The 15,053-nt window shown below is 75.1% G+C and carries 11 protein-coding genes and 3 pseudogenes; 9 read left to right on the plus strand and 5 right to left on the minus strand.

From position 1 onward, the window contains the following. Positions 1–79: 79 nt before the first annotated feature. Both ACWDYF_RS00005 and ACWDYF_RS00010 read left to right on the plus strand, forming a co-directional pair. Positions 80–681 (plus strand): annotated as a pseudogene (locus ACWDYF_RS00005) (transposase); the annotation flags it as partial. Then, positions 651–970 (plus strand): annotated as a pseudogene (locus ACWDYF_RS00010) (VOC family protein); the annotation flags it as partial. The pseudogenes ACWDYF_RS00005 and ACWDYF_RS00010, both read left to right, overlap by 31 nt. A 28-nt stretch (positions 971–998) precedes the next feature. On the opposite strand, the gene ACWDYF_RS00015 reads toward ACWDYF_RS00010, so the two are convergent. From ACWDYF_RS00015 to ACWDYF_RS00030, 4 genes are all read right to left on the minus strand, one after another. After that, on the minus strand, positions 999–1,505 hold the full coding sequence (locus ACWDYF_RS00015; protein ID WP_389474366.1) for a GNAT family N-acetyltransferase: 507 nt from the start codon (positions 1,503–1,505) through the stop codon (positions 999–1,001). Positions 1,506–1,562: 57 nt separating this feature from the next. Beyond that, positions 1,563–2,420, minus strand: a complete 858-nt coding sequence (locus tag ACWDYF_RS00020; protein ID WP_389474364.1) for an alpha/beta fold hydrolase — start codon at positions 2,418–2,420, stop codon at positions 1,563–1,565. Further along, entirely contained in the window at positions 2,413–2,997 is a 585-nt protein-coding gene (locus tag ACWDYF_RS00025; protein ID WP_018571548.1) for a TetR/AcrR family transcriptional regulator, read from the minus strand. The genes ACWDYF_RS00020 and ACWDYF_RS00025 overlap by 8 nt, the downstream gene beginning before the upstream one ends. 97 nt (positions 2,998–3,094) lie before the next feature. Further along, complete coding sequence (locus tag ACWDYF_RS00030; protein WP_389474358.1) at positions 3,095–4,339, minus strand: FAD-binding protein; 1,245 nt, start codon at positions 4,337–4,339, stop codon at positions 3,095–3,097. A 186-nt stretch (positions 4,340–4,525) separates the two neighbouring features. Between ACWDYF_RS00030 and ACWDYF_RS00035 the strand changes: the two genes are divergently transcribed. From ACWDYF_RS00035 to ACWDYF_RS00045, 3 genes are all read left to right on the plus strand, one after another. Further along, on the plus strand, positions 4,526–5,887 hold the full coding sequence (locus ACWDYF_RS00035) for a radical SAM protein (RefSeq protein WP_381739873.1): 1,362 nt from the start codon (positions 4,526–4,528) through the stop codon (positions 5,885–5,887). Between the two features lie 347 nt (positions 5,888–6,234). Next, on the plus strand, positions 6,235–7,737 hold the full coding sequence (locus ACWDYF_RS00040) for a cellulose binding domain-containing protein (protein WP_389474356.1): 1,503 nt from the start codon (positions 6,235–6,237) through the stop codon (positions 7,735–7,737). Positions 7,738–7,813: 76 nt separating this feature from the next. Then, positions 7,814–8,716: a pyridoxamine 5'-phosphate oxidase family protein gene (locus tag ACWDYF_RS00045; RefSeq protein WP_389474354.1), complete on the plus strand. Its 903-nt coding sequence runs from the start codon at positions 7,814–7,816 to the stop codon at positions 8,714–8,716. A gap of 4 nt (positions 8,717–8,720) precedes the next feature. Here ACWDYF_RS00045 and ACWDYF_RS00050 read toward each other — a convergent pair. After that, positions 8,721–8,939: pseudogene (locus tag ACWDYF_RS00050) on the minus strand (FAD-dependent oxidoreductase); the annotation flags it as partial. A gap of 429 nt (positions 8,940–9,368) precedes the next feature. Here ACWDYF_RS00050 and ACWDYF_RS00055 point away from each other — a divergent pair. The 4 genes from ACWDYF_RS00055 to ACWDYF_RS00070 all read left to right on the plus strand — a co-directional run bounded on the left by ACWDYF_RS00055 (position 9,369) and on the right by ACWDYF_RS00070 (position 15,014). Continuing rightward, entirely contained in the window at positions 9,369–10,094 is a 726-nt protein-coding gene (locus tag ACWDYF_RS00055; RefSeq protein WP_381739879.1) for a Crp/Fnr family transcriptional regulator, read from the plus strand. A 120-nt stretch (positions 10,095–10,214) separates the two neighbouring features. Then, the gene (locus tag ACWDYF_RS00060; protein ID WP_389474352.1) at positions 10,215–11,042 is read left to right on the plus strand and encodes a nucleotidyl cyclase domain-containing protein; all 828 of its coding nucleotides are present in this window, start codon (positions 10,215–10,217) and stop codon (positions 11,040–11,042) included. 5 nt (positions 11,043–11,047) lie between these two features. Beyond that, complete coding sequence (locus ACWDYF_RS00065; RefSeq protein ID WP_389474349.1) at positions 11,048–13,774, plus strand: hypothetical protein; 2,727 nt, start codon at positions 11,048–11,050, stop codon at positions 13,772–13,774. Then, positions 13,767–15,014 (plus strand): hypothetical protein, encoded by a 1,248-nt coding sequence (locus ACWDYF_RS00070; protein WP_389474346.1) that lies wholly within the window; start codon positions 13,767–13,769, stop codon positions 15,012–15,014. Before ACWDYF_RS00065 ends, ACWDYF_RS00070 begins: the two co-directional genes overlap by 8 nt. The last annotated feature ends 39 nt before the right edge of the window (positions 15,015–15,053 follow it).

Here is a 15,053-nt window from a genome sequence, read left to right on the forward strand (position 1 = left end):
AGCGATATGAGTGACACCCAGACCTGACCTGACATGCCGGTCATCGTGCCATGCCGTCGATCTTCGAGACGATCTCGCTGTGGCTGGTGTGATCACGGCGTCCGAGCCGTCCTGGACAGCCCCGTTCACCGGGCTGAGCCCGCGGAGTTCGGAAAGCCGGTGACAGTTCTGCGACGCGAGGGTGCAGACGCGGTCCGCAAGGGACGGCCGTGGGGCCCGCCGTTGGAGGACCGGGCCCTGCTGGTCGCCGCGTACTGGCGCACGAACCCGACCATGCGCCAGCTCGCTCCGTTGTCCGGGGCGTCCAAGTCGGCGGCTGACCGGATCACCGACCACCTCGGGCCGATGCTTGCTCTCCAGCCCCGCAAGCGGTTCACCAACGGCACCGTACTCATCGTGGACGGCACCCTGGTCCCCACCCGCGACCACTCCGTGGCCGAGCAGTCCAAGAACTACCGGTACTCCACCAACCACCAGGTTGTCGTCGACGCCGACACCCGCCTGGTCGTCGCGGTGGGCCGGCCGCTGCCCGGAATCCGCAACGACTGCAAGGCGTGGGAGGAATCCGGCGCCAAGACCGCCGTCGGCAAGACCCTCACGATCGCCGACGGCGGTTACCCCGGCACCGGGCTCGTCATGCCCCACCGCCGGCGCAAGGGCAAAGACCTGCCCGGCTGGCGGTGGGGTATGTCGTGCCGTCGCCGCCGGAGGGGTTCGGGAGCTGGGACGAGTACGGGCGGTCGCTGCCGTCCGGGCGGCAGGGTGCGGGGTTAGGCTGCGGTGATCCCTCGGGTGTGGGGCCGCGGCTGTAATTCCAGCGTGTTCCCGAGGGCAAGGTCGTCAAGAACCGGGTTGCGAGCGGCTCGTGGCGCTGGGCGCGACCCGTGACCGCGTGCTGCTCGCCGACGAGTACGAGGAGTCGTGCATCCTGATGCGGGACATCGAGGGCAACGAGTTCTGTCTCGACTGAGCGCCCCGGCAGGGTGGCCCGGCCGGGGTCACAGGGCGCGGCGCATGCAGAGCCGCGGCCACCGGTCCAGGCCGAGGGCGGCCTCGTGGGCGCGGATCTCGCGCAGCCCGGGGGTGAGGGCGCTGTCGGCCAGGGGTGCGAAGCCGCAGCGCGCGTAGTAGGGGGCGTTCCACGGCACCTCGGCGAAGGTGGTGAGGGTGAGGGCGGTCGCGCCCTCGGCCCTGGCCCGGTCCGCCAGGTGGTCCAGCAGCGACCGGCCGATGCCGCGGCGGGCGTGCGCCGGGTGGACCGAGACCTGTTCGACGTGCAGGGCGCCGTCCACGCGGTCGGCGATCAGATAGGCGACCGGGGCGTCGGCCTCGTCGGTCGCCACCCAGGCGAGACCGGCCTCCTGGTGGCGGGCCAGCTCGTCCAGCGCGGGCGGCTCGTCGGCCGCGATCTCCGGCATGCCGATGTCCGCGAAGCACAGCCCCGCGGCCCTCTCGATGTCCTGGAGCAGGGGCAGTTCGGCGGGGCGTACGGCTCGGATGCGCATGGACGTATTGTCCATGGTCGTCCCCGGAGGGGCGGACAGGGGTGTGCGTGCGGTGTCTCAGCCGCGTCCGGTCTCCGGGCGGGCCTGGGCCCGGTCGAGGACGGCGGTGAGCCGGTCCGCGAAGTCCTCCGGGTGTTCGAGCGCGCCGAGATGGCCGCCGGGGAACTCGGCGAGGTCCGCGCCCAGGCGGTCGGCGAGGGCCGTCGCGGTGCGGTGCAGCAGCAGGCCGCGGGAGGTCTCCCCGGCGGCCAGGGTGAGGGACGCGCCCGCGCCGGGTGCCGGTACGGGAAGGCCGTGGGCCGTGAAGGGCACCAGGACATGGGCCAGGAAGAGCGCCATGGGGGAGGCGAGTTCCTCCTCGCGGGTCAGCGGCCGGGGGGCGGCGGGCGCGGCGCCGGGCTCGGGCGCGGGGCCGGGGGCGCGTTCCTCGCGTTCCTCCAGGACGGCGGTCAGCAGGGACGCGGCGGCGGCCGGACCGGCCGTGCGGTGGACGGCGCGGACCTCGCGGAAGCGGTCCCGCAGCGCCGCCCCGTCCGGCAGTGCCGCCACGCAGGGCGGCTCGTGCGCGACGACGTGCCGCAGCCGCTCCGGGTGCCGGGCCCACAGATCGAGGGCCGCGACACCGCCCGCGCTCGTGCCGAACACATACGCGGGCTCGCCGCCGGGCGACACCTCGTCCAGCACCCGCAGCGCGCTCCCGCTCCAGTCCCCGGGCCGCTGGTCGGCTACGGGCAGCCCGAGGCGGCCGTGGGCGAGGCCGAGCGGGTCGTGGGTGACGACGGTGAAGCGCCGGGCGAGGCGGGCCGTCAGCGCGTCGAGCCCCATCGGGTGCCCCGCCCCGCCGGGCAGGACGAGCAGGACGGGGCCGCTGCCCCGGACGTCGTGGTGCGTGCCGGTGCCGCCGGTGTCAGTCATGTCGCGGATGCTCCCTGGGCCAGTGGGTGAGGGCGGTGTGCAGCGCGTCGACGGCCTTGTCCCAGGACGCGTCCACGTCCCGGGCCGCGTTGAAGCCGCCGGCGGCCTCCAGCGCGCAGAAGCCGTCGAAGGTGCTGCGCAGCAGGCGGACCGCGTCGGTGAGGTCGGGTTCCTCCAGGCCGTAGGCGCGCAGCATCCCGTAGGTGATCTCGGCGGTGCGCCGCATGGCGGAGAGGTCGGTGACGAGCGCCGGGTCGATCCGCAGCCGGGTGGCCGCGTACCGGCCGGGGTGGCGGTGCGCGTACTCCCGGTAGGCACCGGCGAACGCGGCCAGCGCGTCCTTGCCGGCCCGGCCCGCCACGGCCGCGGCGATCGCCTCGATCATCTCGCCGCCGGCCAGCAGGGCCAGCCGGGTGCGGAGGTCCTGGAGGTTCTTCACGTGCGAGTACAGACTCGCGTCCTTGACGCCGAAGCGCCGGGCCAGCGCGGACAGGCTGACGCCGTCGAGCCCGGCCTCGTCGGCGAGTTCGGCCGCCGCCGCGACGACGCGGTCGGCGGTGAGTCCGGCTCGGGCCATACGGATCCGTCCCCTCGGGCTGTCCCAGCGACACTGTTGCCTAGAGACCCTAGGATGCAGCCTTGGGGCACCAGGAATCAAGGGGCGGCCCCGTGTCTCAGCCGGTGAGCAGGTCGCGGACGAAAGCGTTGGTGAACTTCCCGGCGGGATCCAGCTCACGGGCCAGCGCCCGGAAGTCCGCCAGCCGCGGATAGCGCCCGCGCAGCACGGCAGCCGGCAGGACGAACACCTTGCCCCAGTGCGGCCGCGGGCCGAACGGCTCCAGCGCCGCCTCCACGCGCCGCACGGCCGGGAGCACCGCCGCGGTGTCCTCGACCCAGGTGAAGTGCAGCGCCACCGTGTCCCGCCCGTGGCTCGGGCTCAGCCACTGCCCGTCGGCCGCGACGGTGCGCACCTCGCAGGTCCGGAGCACCGGTGCCACCGTGTCCCGGACGGCGTCGACGGCGTGCAGGGCCGCCAGGGCGTCGCCGCGCGGCAGCAGGTACTCCGACTGGAGTTCGGCGCCGCTGCTCGGGGTGAACTCCGCCCGGAAGTGCGGCAGCCGCTCGTGCCAGGGGCCCGGCACACCGTGCTGCGCGGTGCAGTTGTCCGCCGGCATCCCCGGCACCGGGTGCAGCGCGGTCTGCGCGGGCGCCGCCCACGGGAAGTCGGCCGGGGGCTGGTCGGTGCGCCGCTTGAGCCACACCTGCCGGAACCCCGCGTCCCGCCAGTCGGTGAACAGGCTGACGCTGTACGCGGCACCGGCCACCGCCTCGAAGTCCAGCCCCTCCAGCGGGAGTTCGGTGAACACACGCTGCTCCACGGCGTAGGCCGGCTCCAGGTCGAGGACCAGCGCGGTGACGACGCCGAGCGCCCCGAGGGAGGTGACGGCCCCGCCGAAACGGGCGTCGCCCCGCCCGATCCGTACCGTGCAGCCGTCCGCCGTGACGAGTTCCACCTCGCGGACGGCGGCGGCCAGCGGTCCGTTGGCCACACCGGAGCCATGGGTGCCGGTCGCCACCGACCCGGCCACGGAGATGTGCGGCAGCGACGCCATGTTGGCCAGCGCGAGACCGTGCCGGTGGACCCGGCGGGCCAGCTCCGCGTACCGCACCCCGCCGCCGACCCGGACCGTGCGGGCCGCGGTGTCCACCTCCACCTCGGGCGGCAGCGCTGCCAGCGAGAGGAGCACGCCGCCGGTGCCCGGGTCGGCGATCGTGTTGAAGGAGTGCCCGCTGCCCAGGGCGCGCACCGTCGCGCTCCCGGCGACCAGCGCCCGCAGGGCGTCGACCGACCCGGGGCGGTGCACCCGCCCGGTGCTGTAGGTGATGTTGCCCGCCCAGTTGGTCACGGTCCCGGTCATCGTCCCCGCCCCTCCCGCCATATTTGTCAACCGAACATACTAATTGGCGGGCAGGGTGGCGGGCGAGCCGCCCGGCGAGGTGCCGTGCGGAGCGCGCCGTGCGCCGTCGGGGGCCCCGGCACCGCCCGCCCGCACGCGGGGGCATACCGTGAGGAGTCGTACGTCGGAGCTGGGAGGAGAGTCGGGATGGGCAGCCGTACCGCGCTGGTCGAGGATCTGATGGAGCGCTTCCCGCACGTGCCGCGCGAAGCGGTCTTCAAGGAGGACCTGCTGCGAGGCGGTGTGGCCTTCGACCCCTCCGCGCTCAGCGACAACGAGAGCGGGGAGGTGAAACCGAAGTCGTACTTCATCTTCTCCTTCGACCACGGCACCCTGCCGGAGCTGGGCGAGGCCGCGCTGCGCCGCCCGCCCGAGGAGATCATCCTCACCGGCGGCCCGTACGGCCTGCGGCGCACCGTCGTCTCCGTACGGGTGAATCCCGCCTCGCCCTACCGGGTGGCCGCCGACGAGGAGGGCCTGCTCGGGCTCTACCTCGACGGGAAGCGGATCGCCGACGTCGGTGTGCCGCCCATGCCGGAGTACTACCGGCACACCCTCTCCAACGGGAAGTCCGTGATGGAGGTGGCGCCCACCATCCAGTGGGGCTACCTGATCTACCTCACCGTCTTCCGGGTCTGCCAGTACTTCGGCGCCAAGGAGGAGTGCCAGTACTGCGACATCAACCACAACTGGCGCCAGCACAAGGCGGCCGGCCGTCCCTACACCGGCGTCAAGGACGTGGAGGAGGTCCTGGAGGCGCTGGAGATCATCGACCGGTACGACACCCAGAAGGCGTCCACCGCCTACACCCTCACCGGCGGCGCCATCACCAAGACCGTCGCCGGGCGCGACGAGGCCGACTTCTACGGCCACTACGCCAAGGCCATCGAGGAGCGCTTCCCCGGCCGCTGGATCGGCAAGGTCGTCGCCCAGGCGCTGCCCCGGGACGACGTGCAGCGGTTCAAGGACTACGGCGTGCAGATCTACCACCCCAACTTCGAGGTGTGGGACGAGTATCTGTTCAAGATGTACTGCCCCGGCAAGGAGCGCTACGTCGGCCGCGACGAGTGGCACAAGCGGATCCTCGACTCCGCCGACATCTTCGGCGCCCGCAACGTCATCCCCAACTTCGTGGCGGGCGTGGAGATGGCCGAGCCCTTCGGCTTCACCACCGTCGACGAGGCCATCGCGTCCACCACCGAGGGCCTGCGCTTCTTCATGTCCCACGGCATCACGCCCCGCTTCACCACCTGGTGCCCCGAGCCCACCACCCCGCTCGGCAAGGCCAACCCGCAGGGCGCGCCGCTGGAGTACCACATCCGCCTGCTGGAGGCCTACCGCGCCACCATGGACGACTTCGGCCTCTCCTCGCCCCCCGGCTACGGCCCGCCCGGACCCGGCCGTGCGGTCTTCTCCGTCAGCTCCTTCATGGACAGCCTGCCCGCGCGCGACGACGAGCCGGAGAGCACCGGGCAGGACACGGCGGAGCCCAGCGGGGCCGGGGCCTGACGGCGCGTCCGGAGCCCGCGCGGCGGACGTACCGGAGGGGGGCGCGCCGGGGTCCGCGTCCGGCGGACACCCACGCGCCGGGGGACCCCCGTGCGTACGGGAGACACACAGTCGCCCGTACGGGAGACACACAGGAGGGTGACACGCGGCGGGCGCCCCGCGAGGCGGCACGGAGCGGCTGACGTGCGGGCGGGCGCCCGCACGGGCGCCCGTGCGCCGCGGCGGGCGGACACGCGCCTTGTCAGCCGTGCCGCGGACGTGAAAAGCTCGCGCATCCCCGCGCACCGCCCGCCGTCAGGGCCCAGGACCGGGGCCGGTCGATTCCCGCCCGTGGACGCAGGAGCCCCATGCCCGACCAGCCGAGCCCGCAGGACACCGCCGAGGCCGCGCTGCCGGCCGAGTGCTGGGACGCGGTGCTCTCCTACGCCGGCCTGTGCACCTCCGGTTCTGCGGCGGCCGGGGAGCTGGCCACCGAGTCCTTCGCGCTCGGCCTGCGCGAGGTGCGCGCCGCCGACGCCGGGGCGTTACGCGGCCGCCGTACGCCCCGGCTGCCCGCCGTACCGCTGATGCTGACCGCGGTGCGCACCACCGCGGCCGCCTGGGAGCGTGCCGGGCTCGGCGACCGGCTCGACAACGACCTGCGGCTGTGGCTCAACTCCCCGCAGGCCGCCCGCTATCCGGGCCCGCCCCGGCACCGCCCGCTGGCGCTGCGCGGGCTGCGCGACCTCCAGGAGGCGGACGCGGCGCTGCTGTGGCTGGCCGAGGTGGAGGCGCTGCCCCTGGTCGTGGTGGCACGGCGGCTCGGACTCGACCCGGCCGGGGTGTCGGAGGAACTGGAGCAGGTGCGTGCCCGGTTCCGGGACCGCTGCCGCCGCGCCCACCTCGACGCGCCGCTGGACAGCGAGTGCCGCGGCTACGCCCGGCTGCTGGACGCGGTCACCCGCTCCGCCGCGCCCCTCAGGGTCCCCGAGGACCTCTCCCGCCACCTCGCCACCTGCGCCCGCTGCGCGGAGGCCGCCGCCTGCCTCCAGCCGCGCGCGGGCGCCCTGCCCGTCGCCCTCGCCGCGGGTGTGATCGGCTGGGGCGGCCTCGCCTATCTGGAGCGCCGCCGCCGGGCCGCCGACGTACGCCTCGGCGCGCGCAGGCCCGCGCCCGGTGCGGCGGACGGTGACCCGGGGCAGCCGGGGGCGCTGCGGGCGCGCCTGGTGCGCGGCGGGCTGCTGGCCGCGGCCGTGGCGCTGTCGGCGGTGGCCCTGACGGTGTCGCTGATGCCGTTCGACGGCGCGGCGAGCGACGCCGCGCACGGCGGTACGGGCCGCCGGACGGCCGCCGCCATCACCCCGCCGCCCGCCGACCACACGGCGGACCAGGCCCCCGGCGGCCCGGCCCCGGCCTCCTCGGCGTCCGCGTCCGGCCCCGGCGGTTCCGCCACCGGCGCCGCGGCGCCCGCGCCCGCGGGGGACGACCCCGGCCCCGAGCCCCAGGGCACCCCCTCGGCCGTCGCCGGTACGCCCGGACCGACCGGGCCCGGCCCGGCGGCCTGCCGGGTCGGCTACCACGTCGTCGACCAGTGGACCGACGGCTTCGAGGCCGCCGTCACGATCACCACCGGCCGCCCGCTGGACACCTGGCGGCTCGCCTGGACCTTCGGCGACGGCCAGCGCGTCACCCGCGTGTGGGACGCCACGGCCGGCCAGAGCGGCTCCCGCGTCACCGTCACCGCCGCGCGGTACAACGCCTCCGTCGCCGCGGGCTCCACCGTCACCTTCGGCTTCCTCGGCTCCCGGCACGGCGGCAACTCCGCGCCGTACGACTTCACGCTCGACGGCCAGGACTGCGCGACGGACTGAGCGGTCCGTTGGCGCCGGAGGGGAGCGCGGGCGATCCTGGAGAGCGGACCGACCCCTGACGAGGGAGGGCGCGGCCATGCACGCTCAGCCAGGCGACCGGCTCGTCGTGGAGAGCCCGGCCACCGGTGCCACCCGGCGCGACGGGGAGATCGTCGCCCTGCACCACGCGGACGGCACGCCGCCCTACGACGTGCGCTGGTCCGACACGGGCGAGGTGACGCTGGTGTTCCCCGGCCCCGACGCGCGCATCGACCACCTGTCCGGGCCGGACGACGCCCCGGCTTCCCGCTCCGCGCACGGCTCCTTCGAGGCCCCGCCCGGCGACGCGCGTCCGGGGCGCCCCGGGGACATCGGGCGCCGGCTGACGGCCGCCCGGGAGCGGTGCGGGCTCAGCGTCGAGGAGACGGCCGACCGGGCGCGGATGTCCCCGCAGTACCTCGCCTACCTGGAGGAGTACCCCTCCGACCCCAACCCGACGACGCTGCTGCGCCTGGCCGACGTGCTGGGCACCACGCTCGACGCGCTGCGCGGCGGCGACCAGGACCTCCCGCCCGGCCAGGGGTACGCCCTGCTGCGGCCCGAACTGCGCGACCTCGGCCCCGAGGAGTGCCGCGAACTGCTGTCCACGCACGGCGTGGGCCGGCTCGCGCTCTCCACGTCCCGGGGCCCGGCCGTCTTCCCGGTCAACTACGACGTGGTGGACGGCGACCTGGTCTTCCGCACCGCCCCCGGCTCCGCCCCCGCCGAGGCGGCGGGCGCCGAGGCGGCCTTCGAGGTCGACCACATCGACGACGCGATGAGCCGAGGCTGGAGCGTGCTCGCCGTCGGCCGCGGCGAGGCCGTCACCGACCCGGACGCGGTCCGCCGCCTGGAGGAGCGGGCCCGCTCCACGCCCTGGGCGGGCGGCCCCCGCGACCTGTGGATCAGGATTCGCCCGGAGCGGCTGACCGGCCGCCGGATCACGCCCCGGCAGGACTGAGCGTCAGCCGGTCGAGGCGTGCCCGGCTGTCGCCGGTGCCCGGGATGGAGTGCTCGCCGGTGACCACGAGGAGGCGCTGCCCGTCGGTGCCGTACGGTGCCGTGCGCACCGAACGGGTGTTCTCCTCCGGGGTGATGTACATGCCGTCCGGGTCCTCGGCGGCGTCGACCGGTCCGGCCACGACCAGTTCACGGCGCGGGGCGAGCCGGACGGGCAGCAGCGCCCCGGCAGGACCGAGCGGCGGGGCGGGTCCGCGTCCCGGCATCGCAAGCGGAACGCGTCCGGTGGCCGGTGCGTCACCGTACTCTCACGCGCTCGCCACGCCGCCGTCACCGCTTCCGTGGCGGGAAAACCTGAGTTTTCGCCAAAGGCGGGTCATCGGCCGGTTCGCGACGACCGCGCCGCGGGGAGCCGCCGCGCCGGTGCTGACCTCACCGTCGTCCGGGCGAGGGCGGGCCGCGCCACGGGCAGGGAGCGGGAGCGGAGGGCCGGGGCGGCAGCGGGAGCGGCGCCCCGGAAGCGATCTACCTGCCGAGTCCGCTGTTACCGACCGGTATGCCAATGTGGCGTAATTCACTCGTCCTGAATCGACTCTCTGTCACCATCATCGCCAACGAGGCACAGGCATCCGGACTGCGGCGGGGGGCGTGGCATGGGGCTGCTCGGCGATGAGCTGGCATTCGCGCACGCGCTGACGGCCCCGGAGCGCGAGAGCGTGATGGCGCTCGGCAGCCGCCGGAGCTATCCGGCCGACGGCCGTCTCCTGACCGAGGGCGACCGGTCCACCCACGTGATGATCATGATATCCGGCTGGGTGACCGTCTCCGTCTCCACCGACCGCGGCGCCACCCGGCTCATCCTCGGACTGCGCGGCCCCGGCGAACTCCTCGGCGAGATGGCCGCCCTCGACCCGCATCCGCGCAGCGCCACCGTACGCGCGCTCGGGCCGGTCGACGCCCAGGTCATACCCGGGGACGCCTTCCGCCGCTTCCTCGCCCTCCAGCCCCGCGTCAGCGGCCTGGTCATACGCCAGCTCACCTTCCGGCTCCGCAGCGCCGACCAGGAACGGTCCGCGCTCGCCTCCCTCACCGTGCTGCAACGCCTCGCCAGCCGGCTCACCGAACTCTCCTCGGCCGCGCCCTCGGGCCCCTACGCCCCCGCCTCCCGGGCGGGCCCCGCGCACCGCACCCGCCCGGCCGGACCCGTCGTCCACCTCGCCCAGGACGAACTGGCCGCCACGGTCGGCGCCACCCGCGAGGCCGTCGCCAAGGCCCTGCGCCTGCTGCGCACCCAGAACGTCGTGCGCACCGGCAACCGGATGGTGGAGATCCTCGACCCCGGGCTGCTCGCGCTCCTCGCGGACGGCCACCAGGAGTAGATCCCCGCCGTGTGTAAACGGCTACAGACGTCCCCCCGCCCCCAGGAGGAGGCTTCGGAGGGACGGGAGGACCGCCACCTCTTCTTCGGCAAGCGCACAGAACACCGCAGGGGGACACGGGTGAACCACGACGCCACCGGACTCACCGAGGAACACTACGAGTTGGTGATCAGTGTCGACGCCAGACGATCCGGTCAGTACGACGACGTCGACAAGCAGCGGATGCGCGCCCGCATCTACCGGGTGCTGGAGACGGCGTTCACCCACGCCGCGGTCGCCCGGGACGCCCTGCACCTGGAGGACCGCGGCGACGGCGTTCTGGTGGCGGTGCAGGGCCGGATCGCGGCCAGCCGCATGCTCGGCCTGTGGCTCGTCGAGGTGCACGAGAAGCTGCGGGACGAGAACCGCGGGCTGCGCGTCCCGCTGGGACTGCGCATCGGCATGCACGTCGGCCCGGTCCGCCACGACGAGCGGGGCATCAGCGGACGCGCGGTCGACCTCGCCTGCCGGCTCGCCGACTCCGCGCCCGCCCGGCGGCTGCTGGACGCCGAGGGCGCCGACCTGGTCCTGGTGACCTCCTCGTCCCTGTACGAGGACGTGGTCAGCAGCGGTGGCAAGTTCATCGAACCCGAGCGCCACACCGCCGCCCGGCTCGGCCTCAAGGAGGGCGAGGTCACCGCCTGGTTCCACCTGCCCGGCAGACCCGCCCCGCAGCTCCCCGCCGACCCGCCCGCCGACCCGCCCGCCGCACCTGTGGCGCCCCGGAACGAGCGAACGGATGCCGCACAGACGGTTGATGACGTCCCGTCGGAGGCATCACCCTCCGAGGCGCCCCGGACGCAGTACACCGTCCAGGGCGACATGTCCGAGCACCGCGGCAACGTCTACCACGACCGCGTGCACATCGGCCGCGTCACCGACCGCGACGCCGACCGGGGGAGGGGCTGAGCCGAGTGAGCGACGAACCGCAGGCGGACGGCCCGGCCCAGGACGCGCCGGAGCGCCCCGAACGCCGGGAGAAGCCGGACGGGGGCCGCTCGCCGCAGGGCGACGAGCGGCGCGGCAGGCGCGAACGGTCCCGCGACGACGGCGGATCCGGCGCGGGCCGGCGCCCGGCCGCCGGGCAGGACGCCCACGGCAAGGGCGCCGCCGGGGACGGCGACGGCGACAAGGGCAGGGGCAAGGGGAAGAGCAAGGGCGACGACGAGGACGACGACAAGGGCAGGAGCGACGACAAGAGCGGCGAAAAGAGCAAGGACAAGGAGCAGGAGGAGCGGGAGGAGCGCGAACGCGAACGCGAGCGCGCCGCGGGGCGGTTCAAGGAACTCACCCGCGACCCGCTCGCCGAGGAGGAGAGCGAGGACGCCCCCACCGACCTCGCCGCCGCCGCCCGCGCCCGCCGCGCCGTCCAGCAACTGTTCGACGTGGGACGCGACTTCACCAGCTTCGACCGCTCCTACTTCCACAGCGCCCTCATCGGCGACGTCAACCTGATGCTGGACAGCCGCCGCGTCGGGGCGGGCATGCGCAGCGGTCCCGTACCCGACGAGGAACTGCGCAGGCTGCGCCGGATCCATGTGGAGCCCGACGGCTACGTCCAGTTGCGCACCGCGCTCCGGGCCCGCCGCCTGCTGGTGCTCGGCGCCGCTCCCGGCACCGGCCGCACCAGCACCGCGCTCTCCCTGCTCGACGAGGTCACCACCGACGCGCCCGCCGCCACCGCGGCGCAGACCGACAACGGCCACCGGGTGCGCCGCGTCGACCCGGACGACGGCGGGCTGCACAAACTGGCCGCCTCCCTGGGCGAGTCACGCGCCGACGAGGACGCGGACGGCCGCGGCTACCTGCTGGAGGTCTCCCTCGCCCGGCCCGGCGCCCCGCTCCCGGCCGAGATGGACCTCGACGAACTGGCCGCCGCCCTGGCCCGCCGGGAAGCCTTCGCGGTGGTCGTCGTCGCGGTCGGCTCGGCCGCCGGACCGCTGCTCGCGGGCCGGTACGGCATGCTCTGCCCGCCCGCGCCCACCGCGGAACTCCTGCGCACCCGGCTGCGCGAGCGGCTGGAGCACCACGCCGCCGCGCCGGGCGCCGACGGCACGGACCCCGCCGAACTGCTCACCCGCGCCGAGGAGTTGTACGGCCGCGCCGATGTCGAGGACGCCCTCGGCCTGGACGACCTGCGCCCCGCCGAGACCGAACTGCTCGCCTCGCTGCTGGCCGGGCACGTGCTCGGCGACGTCACCCGTGAGGACCTGCTGTCCGGCTGCCGCAGCCTGGCCGCCGCCCAGGCGCAGGAGTGGTTCGCCGGGGTGGACCGCGCGCTCACCGCGCCCGCCCCCGCGGCCGGTACGGACGGGAAGGCGGGACGGCCTGGCACCGCCGAGCTGTTCCACCCGGTGGCCTTCCGGATCGCCCTCGCCGTCCTCGGCGGCGCCCCGCACAGCGCCGTGGCCGCCGCCGCCCACCTGCTGACCTGGGAACTGTCCGTGCAGTGCGACCCGGACAACACCCCGGCCCGCCCGCTGTTCTGCGACGACCCGGACGCCGACGTCGCGCTGTCCCGGGCCGAGGTGCGCGGCGGCCGGGTCGAGGTCGCCGGAGTCGACGTACCCGCCCGGCTGATCTGGTACCGGGGCTCCGCGCTGCCCGCGGCGGTCCTCACCGAACTGTGGGACCGGCACTTCCCGGCCCGCGGCCCGGTGGTGCGCTGGCTGCGCCAGCTCGCCGACGACCCCCGCCCCCAGGTGTGGATGCGCGCCGCCGTCGCCGCCGGCGAGCTGTGCGTAAGGGACTTCGACCACGGCTACACCGAACTGGTCCGCCCGCTCGCCGAGGCACCCACCTCGCAGCGCCGGATCTTCGCGGCCACCATGCTCGACCAGGCCGCCCGGCACGACTCGCACCGCAAGGCCGTGCACCGGATCGTCGGCGACTGGAGCAGGCACGGCACCAAGACGCTGCGCTGGAGTGCCGCGGTGGCCCTCGGCTACGGCAACGCCGCCGAGAGCACCGACGAGACCCTGGACGCCCTGGCCCGCATCGGCATCCACGGCGACGGCGACCAGCTCGCGGTCGCGGGCTTCAACGTCGTACGGCTGCTGACGCTGCCGGACGCGGCCCAGGTGCTCGCCCGCACGGCCGAGTGGACCCACCACAAGCGCGAGCCGTACCAGGACCTCGGCCTCATCACCACCGTCCGGCTCGCCCTGACCACGGTCGACGAGTTGTTGATGGACGCCCCCGACGCGCGGCCCGCCGGCCGCGACGACTGGCCGCTGCCGCTCGTCCTCGCCGTCGACCGGCCCGAACTCGTCGGGCCCATGGCCGACCTGATGTGGACGGCGCAGAACACCGCGCGCTCCCAGGAGGTGGCCACGGACGCGCTGGAGGCCCTGCTGCGGTCGGCGGTGCGCAAGGACGGCACCGAGTGGACCCGGCCGGGGCTGGCGGCGCTGCTGCCCGCGCTGGCCGCCGACGAGTACGACCGGCGGCGTCTCGACTGGCTGCTGCGCCGCATGATGAACGACCCGGAGAAGCCGCTCCCCGACGCACGCGCGCGCGACCTGTGGTGGCTCGCCGTGACCCCGCCCCCGCGCCCGCGCCCTCCGGCGCCGCGCGAGGAGCGGACCCGCACGGAGCGGACCCGCCGGGAGAGGACGCGCGAGGAGGAGAGGCATGGCTGACGACGAGAAGCGGGCCGCCGGGGACGAGGGCCCGCCCGCGGGTCCGTTCCTGCGGGAGTACGCGCCGACGGGCGGGTATCCGCCGGTCAGCGCGCAGCGGGCCTCCGTGGTCTTCTACCGCAACGGCGGCTACAGCGTGATCACCGTCGCCGGGATCCAGCACGTCGGCAAGCGCGCCCTGGCCCGGCCGTACACGGTGTGCGAGATCGCCCAGGGCACGTTCGTGAGCCCCCTCGGCCTGGAACTGCCGGCGGCCGGCGGGACCAGCTTCTTCAAGGCCGAGGTGGACATCGAGTGGGAGGCCACCGACCCGCACCTGGTCGCCGTGAACGTGGTGACCGATGTCGCCCAACGGCTCACCGCGCCGGTGCTGGAACGGCTGCGCGAGGTCACCCTCGGCTACCAGGTCACCGAGGCCGACCAGGCCAACCGGGTCGTGACCCAGGAGTGCGTCGGCGGCCGCTGGAGCGACCTGGGCTCCGAACTCGGGCTGCGGGTACGGCTCTACGTCCGGCTCGGGGTGGACGACGAGGCCATCACGTACGCGCAGAAGAAGCGCGAGGTGTACGCCGACGCCGAGGTGACCCGGGTGCGCCAGGAGGAGTTCCGGCGGATGCTGCGCGGCGGCGACATGGAACAGCTCACCTACATGCTGGCCGCCGACCCGGACGGGGCCAAGGACTTCCTGGAGAAGATCCGCCAGGAGGGCAGGCAGGACGAGAAGGACCGCCTGGACCGGCTGTACTCCATGGCCATGGCGGGCGAACTGCACGCCGCCGACGTGGAGACCCAGGTCCTCAACCTGCTCAACCAGGGCCGCGGACGCCCCCTCCAGGGACCCATCGGCGCGGTCCCCGCCCGTCGCCGGCCGCGCTCGCTGGAGCCGGGCGGCGAGCGGCCGTTCACCCCGGACTGGGCCTCGGACGACCCGCCCCGGCGCAGGCCGCCGCGCGACCGGTCGCCGTGGGACGAGCCCGGACCCGACCGCGGAGCCGACCGCGGATCCGATCGCGGACCTGACCGCGGGCCCGACCGCGGATCCGGCCGCGAGAGCGACCGCGAAGGCGACCGGCCCGGCCGCACGGACCGGCGCCCGGCCGACGGCTTCGACGAGGACCCGCCCCCGCGGGTCCACCGGCCCGAGCCGTACGACCCCTACGACCCCTACGACGACGACCCGGACCGCGCACCGCGCCGCCCCCGGGACGACGGCTGGTCCTGGGCGGACGAGGACCGGTGACCGCCGACGGGGGCCCCCGAACCTCCTCCGACCCGGTCG

The organism is Streptomyces sp. NPDC003284 (assembly GCF_053589675.1).

Excerpts from the sequence above, each read along its gene's own strand:
- ACWDYF_RS00015 (WP_389474366.1), bottom strand. The coding sequence starts at position 1,505 with ATGCGCATCCGAGCCGTACGCCCCGCCGAACTGCCCCTGCTCCAGGAC.
- ACWDYF_RS00020 (WP_389474364.1), bottom strand. The coding sequence starts at position 2,420 with ATGACTGACACCGGCGGCACCGGCACGCACCACGACGTCCGGGGCAGC.
- ACWDYF_RS00025 (WP_018571548.1), bottom strand. The coding sequence starts at position 2,997 with ATGGCCCGAGCCGGACTCACCGCCGACCGCGTCGTCGCGGCGGCGGCC.
- ACWDYF_RS00030 (WP_389474358.1), bottom strand. The coding sequence starts at position 4,339 with ATGACCGGGACCGTGACCAACTGGGCGGGCAACATCACCTACAGCACC.
- ACWDYF_RS00035 (WP_381739873.1), top strand. The coding sequence starts at position 4,526 with ATGGGCAGCCGTACCGCGCTGGTCGAGGATCTGATGGAGCGCTTCCCG.
- ACWDYF_RS00040 (WP_389474356.1), top strand. The coding sequence starts at position 6,235 with ATGCCCGACCAGCCGAGCCCGCAGGACACCGCCGAGGCCGCGCTGCCG.
- ACWDYF_RS00045 (WP_389474354.1), top strand. The coding sequence starts at position 7,814 with ATGCACGCTCAGCCAGGCGACCGGCTCGTCGTGGAGAGCCCGGCCACC.
- ACWDYF_RS00055 (WP_381739879.1), top strand. The coding sequence starts at position 9,369 with ATGGGGCTGCTCGGCGATGAGCTGGCATTCGCGCACGCGCTGACGGCC.
- ACWDYF_RS00070 (WP_389474346.1), top strand. The coding sequence starts at position 13,767 with ATGGCTGACGACGAGAAGCGGGCCGCCGGGGACGAGGGCCCGCCCGCG.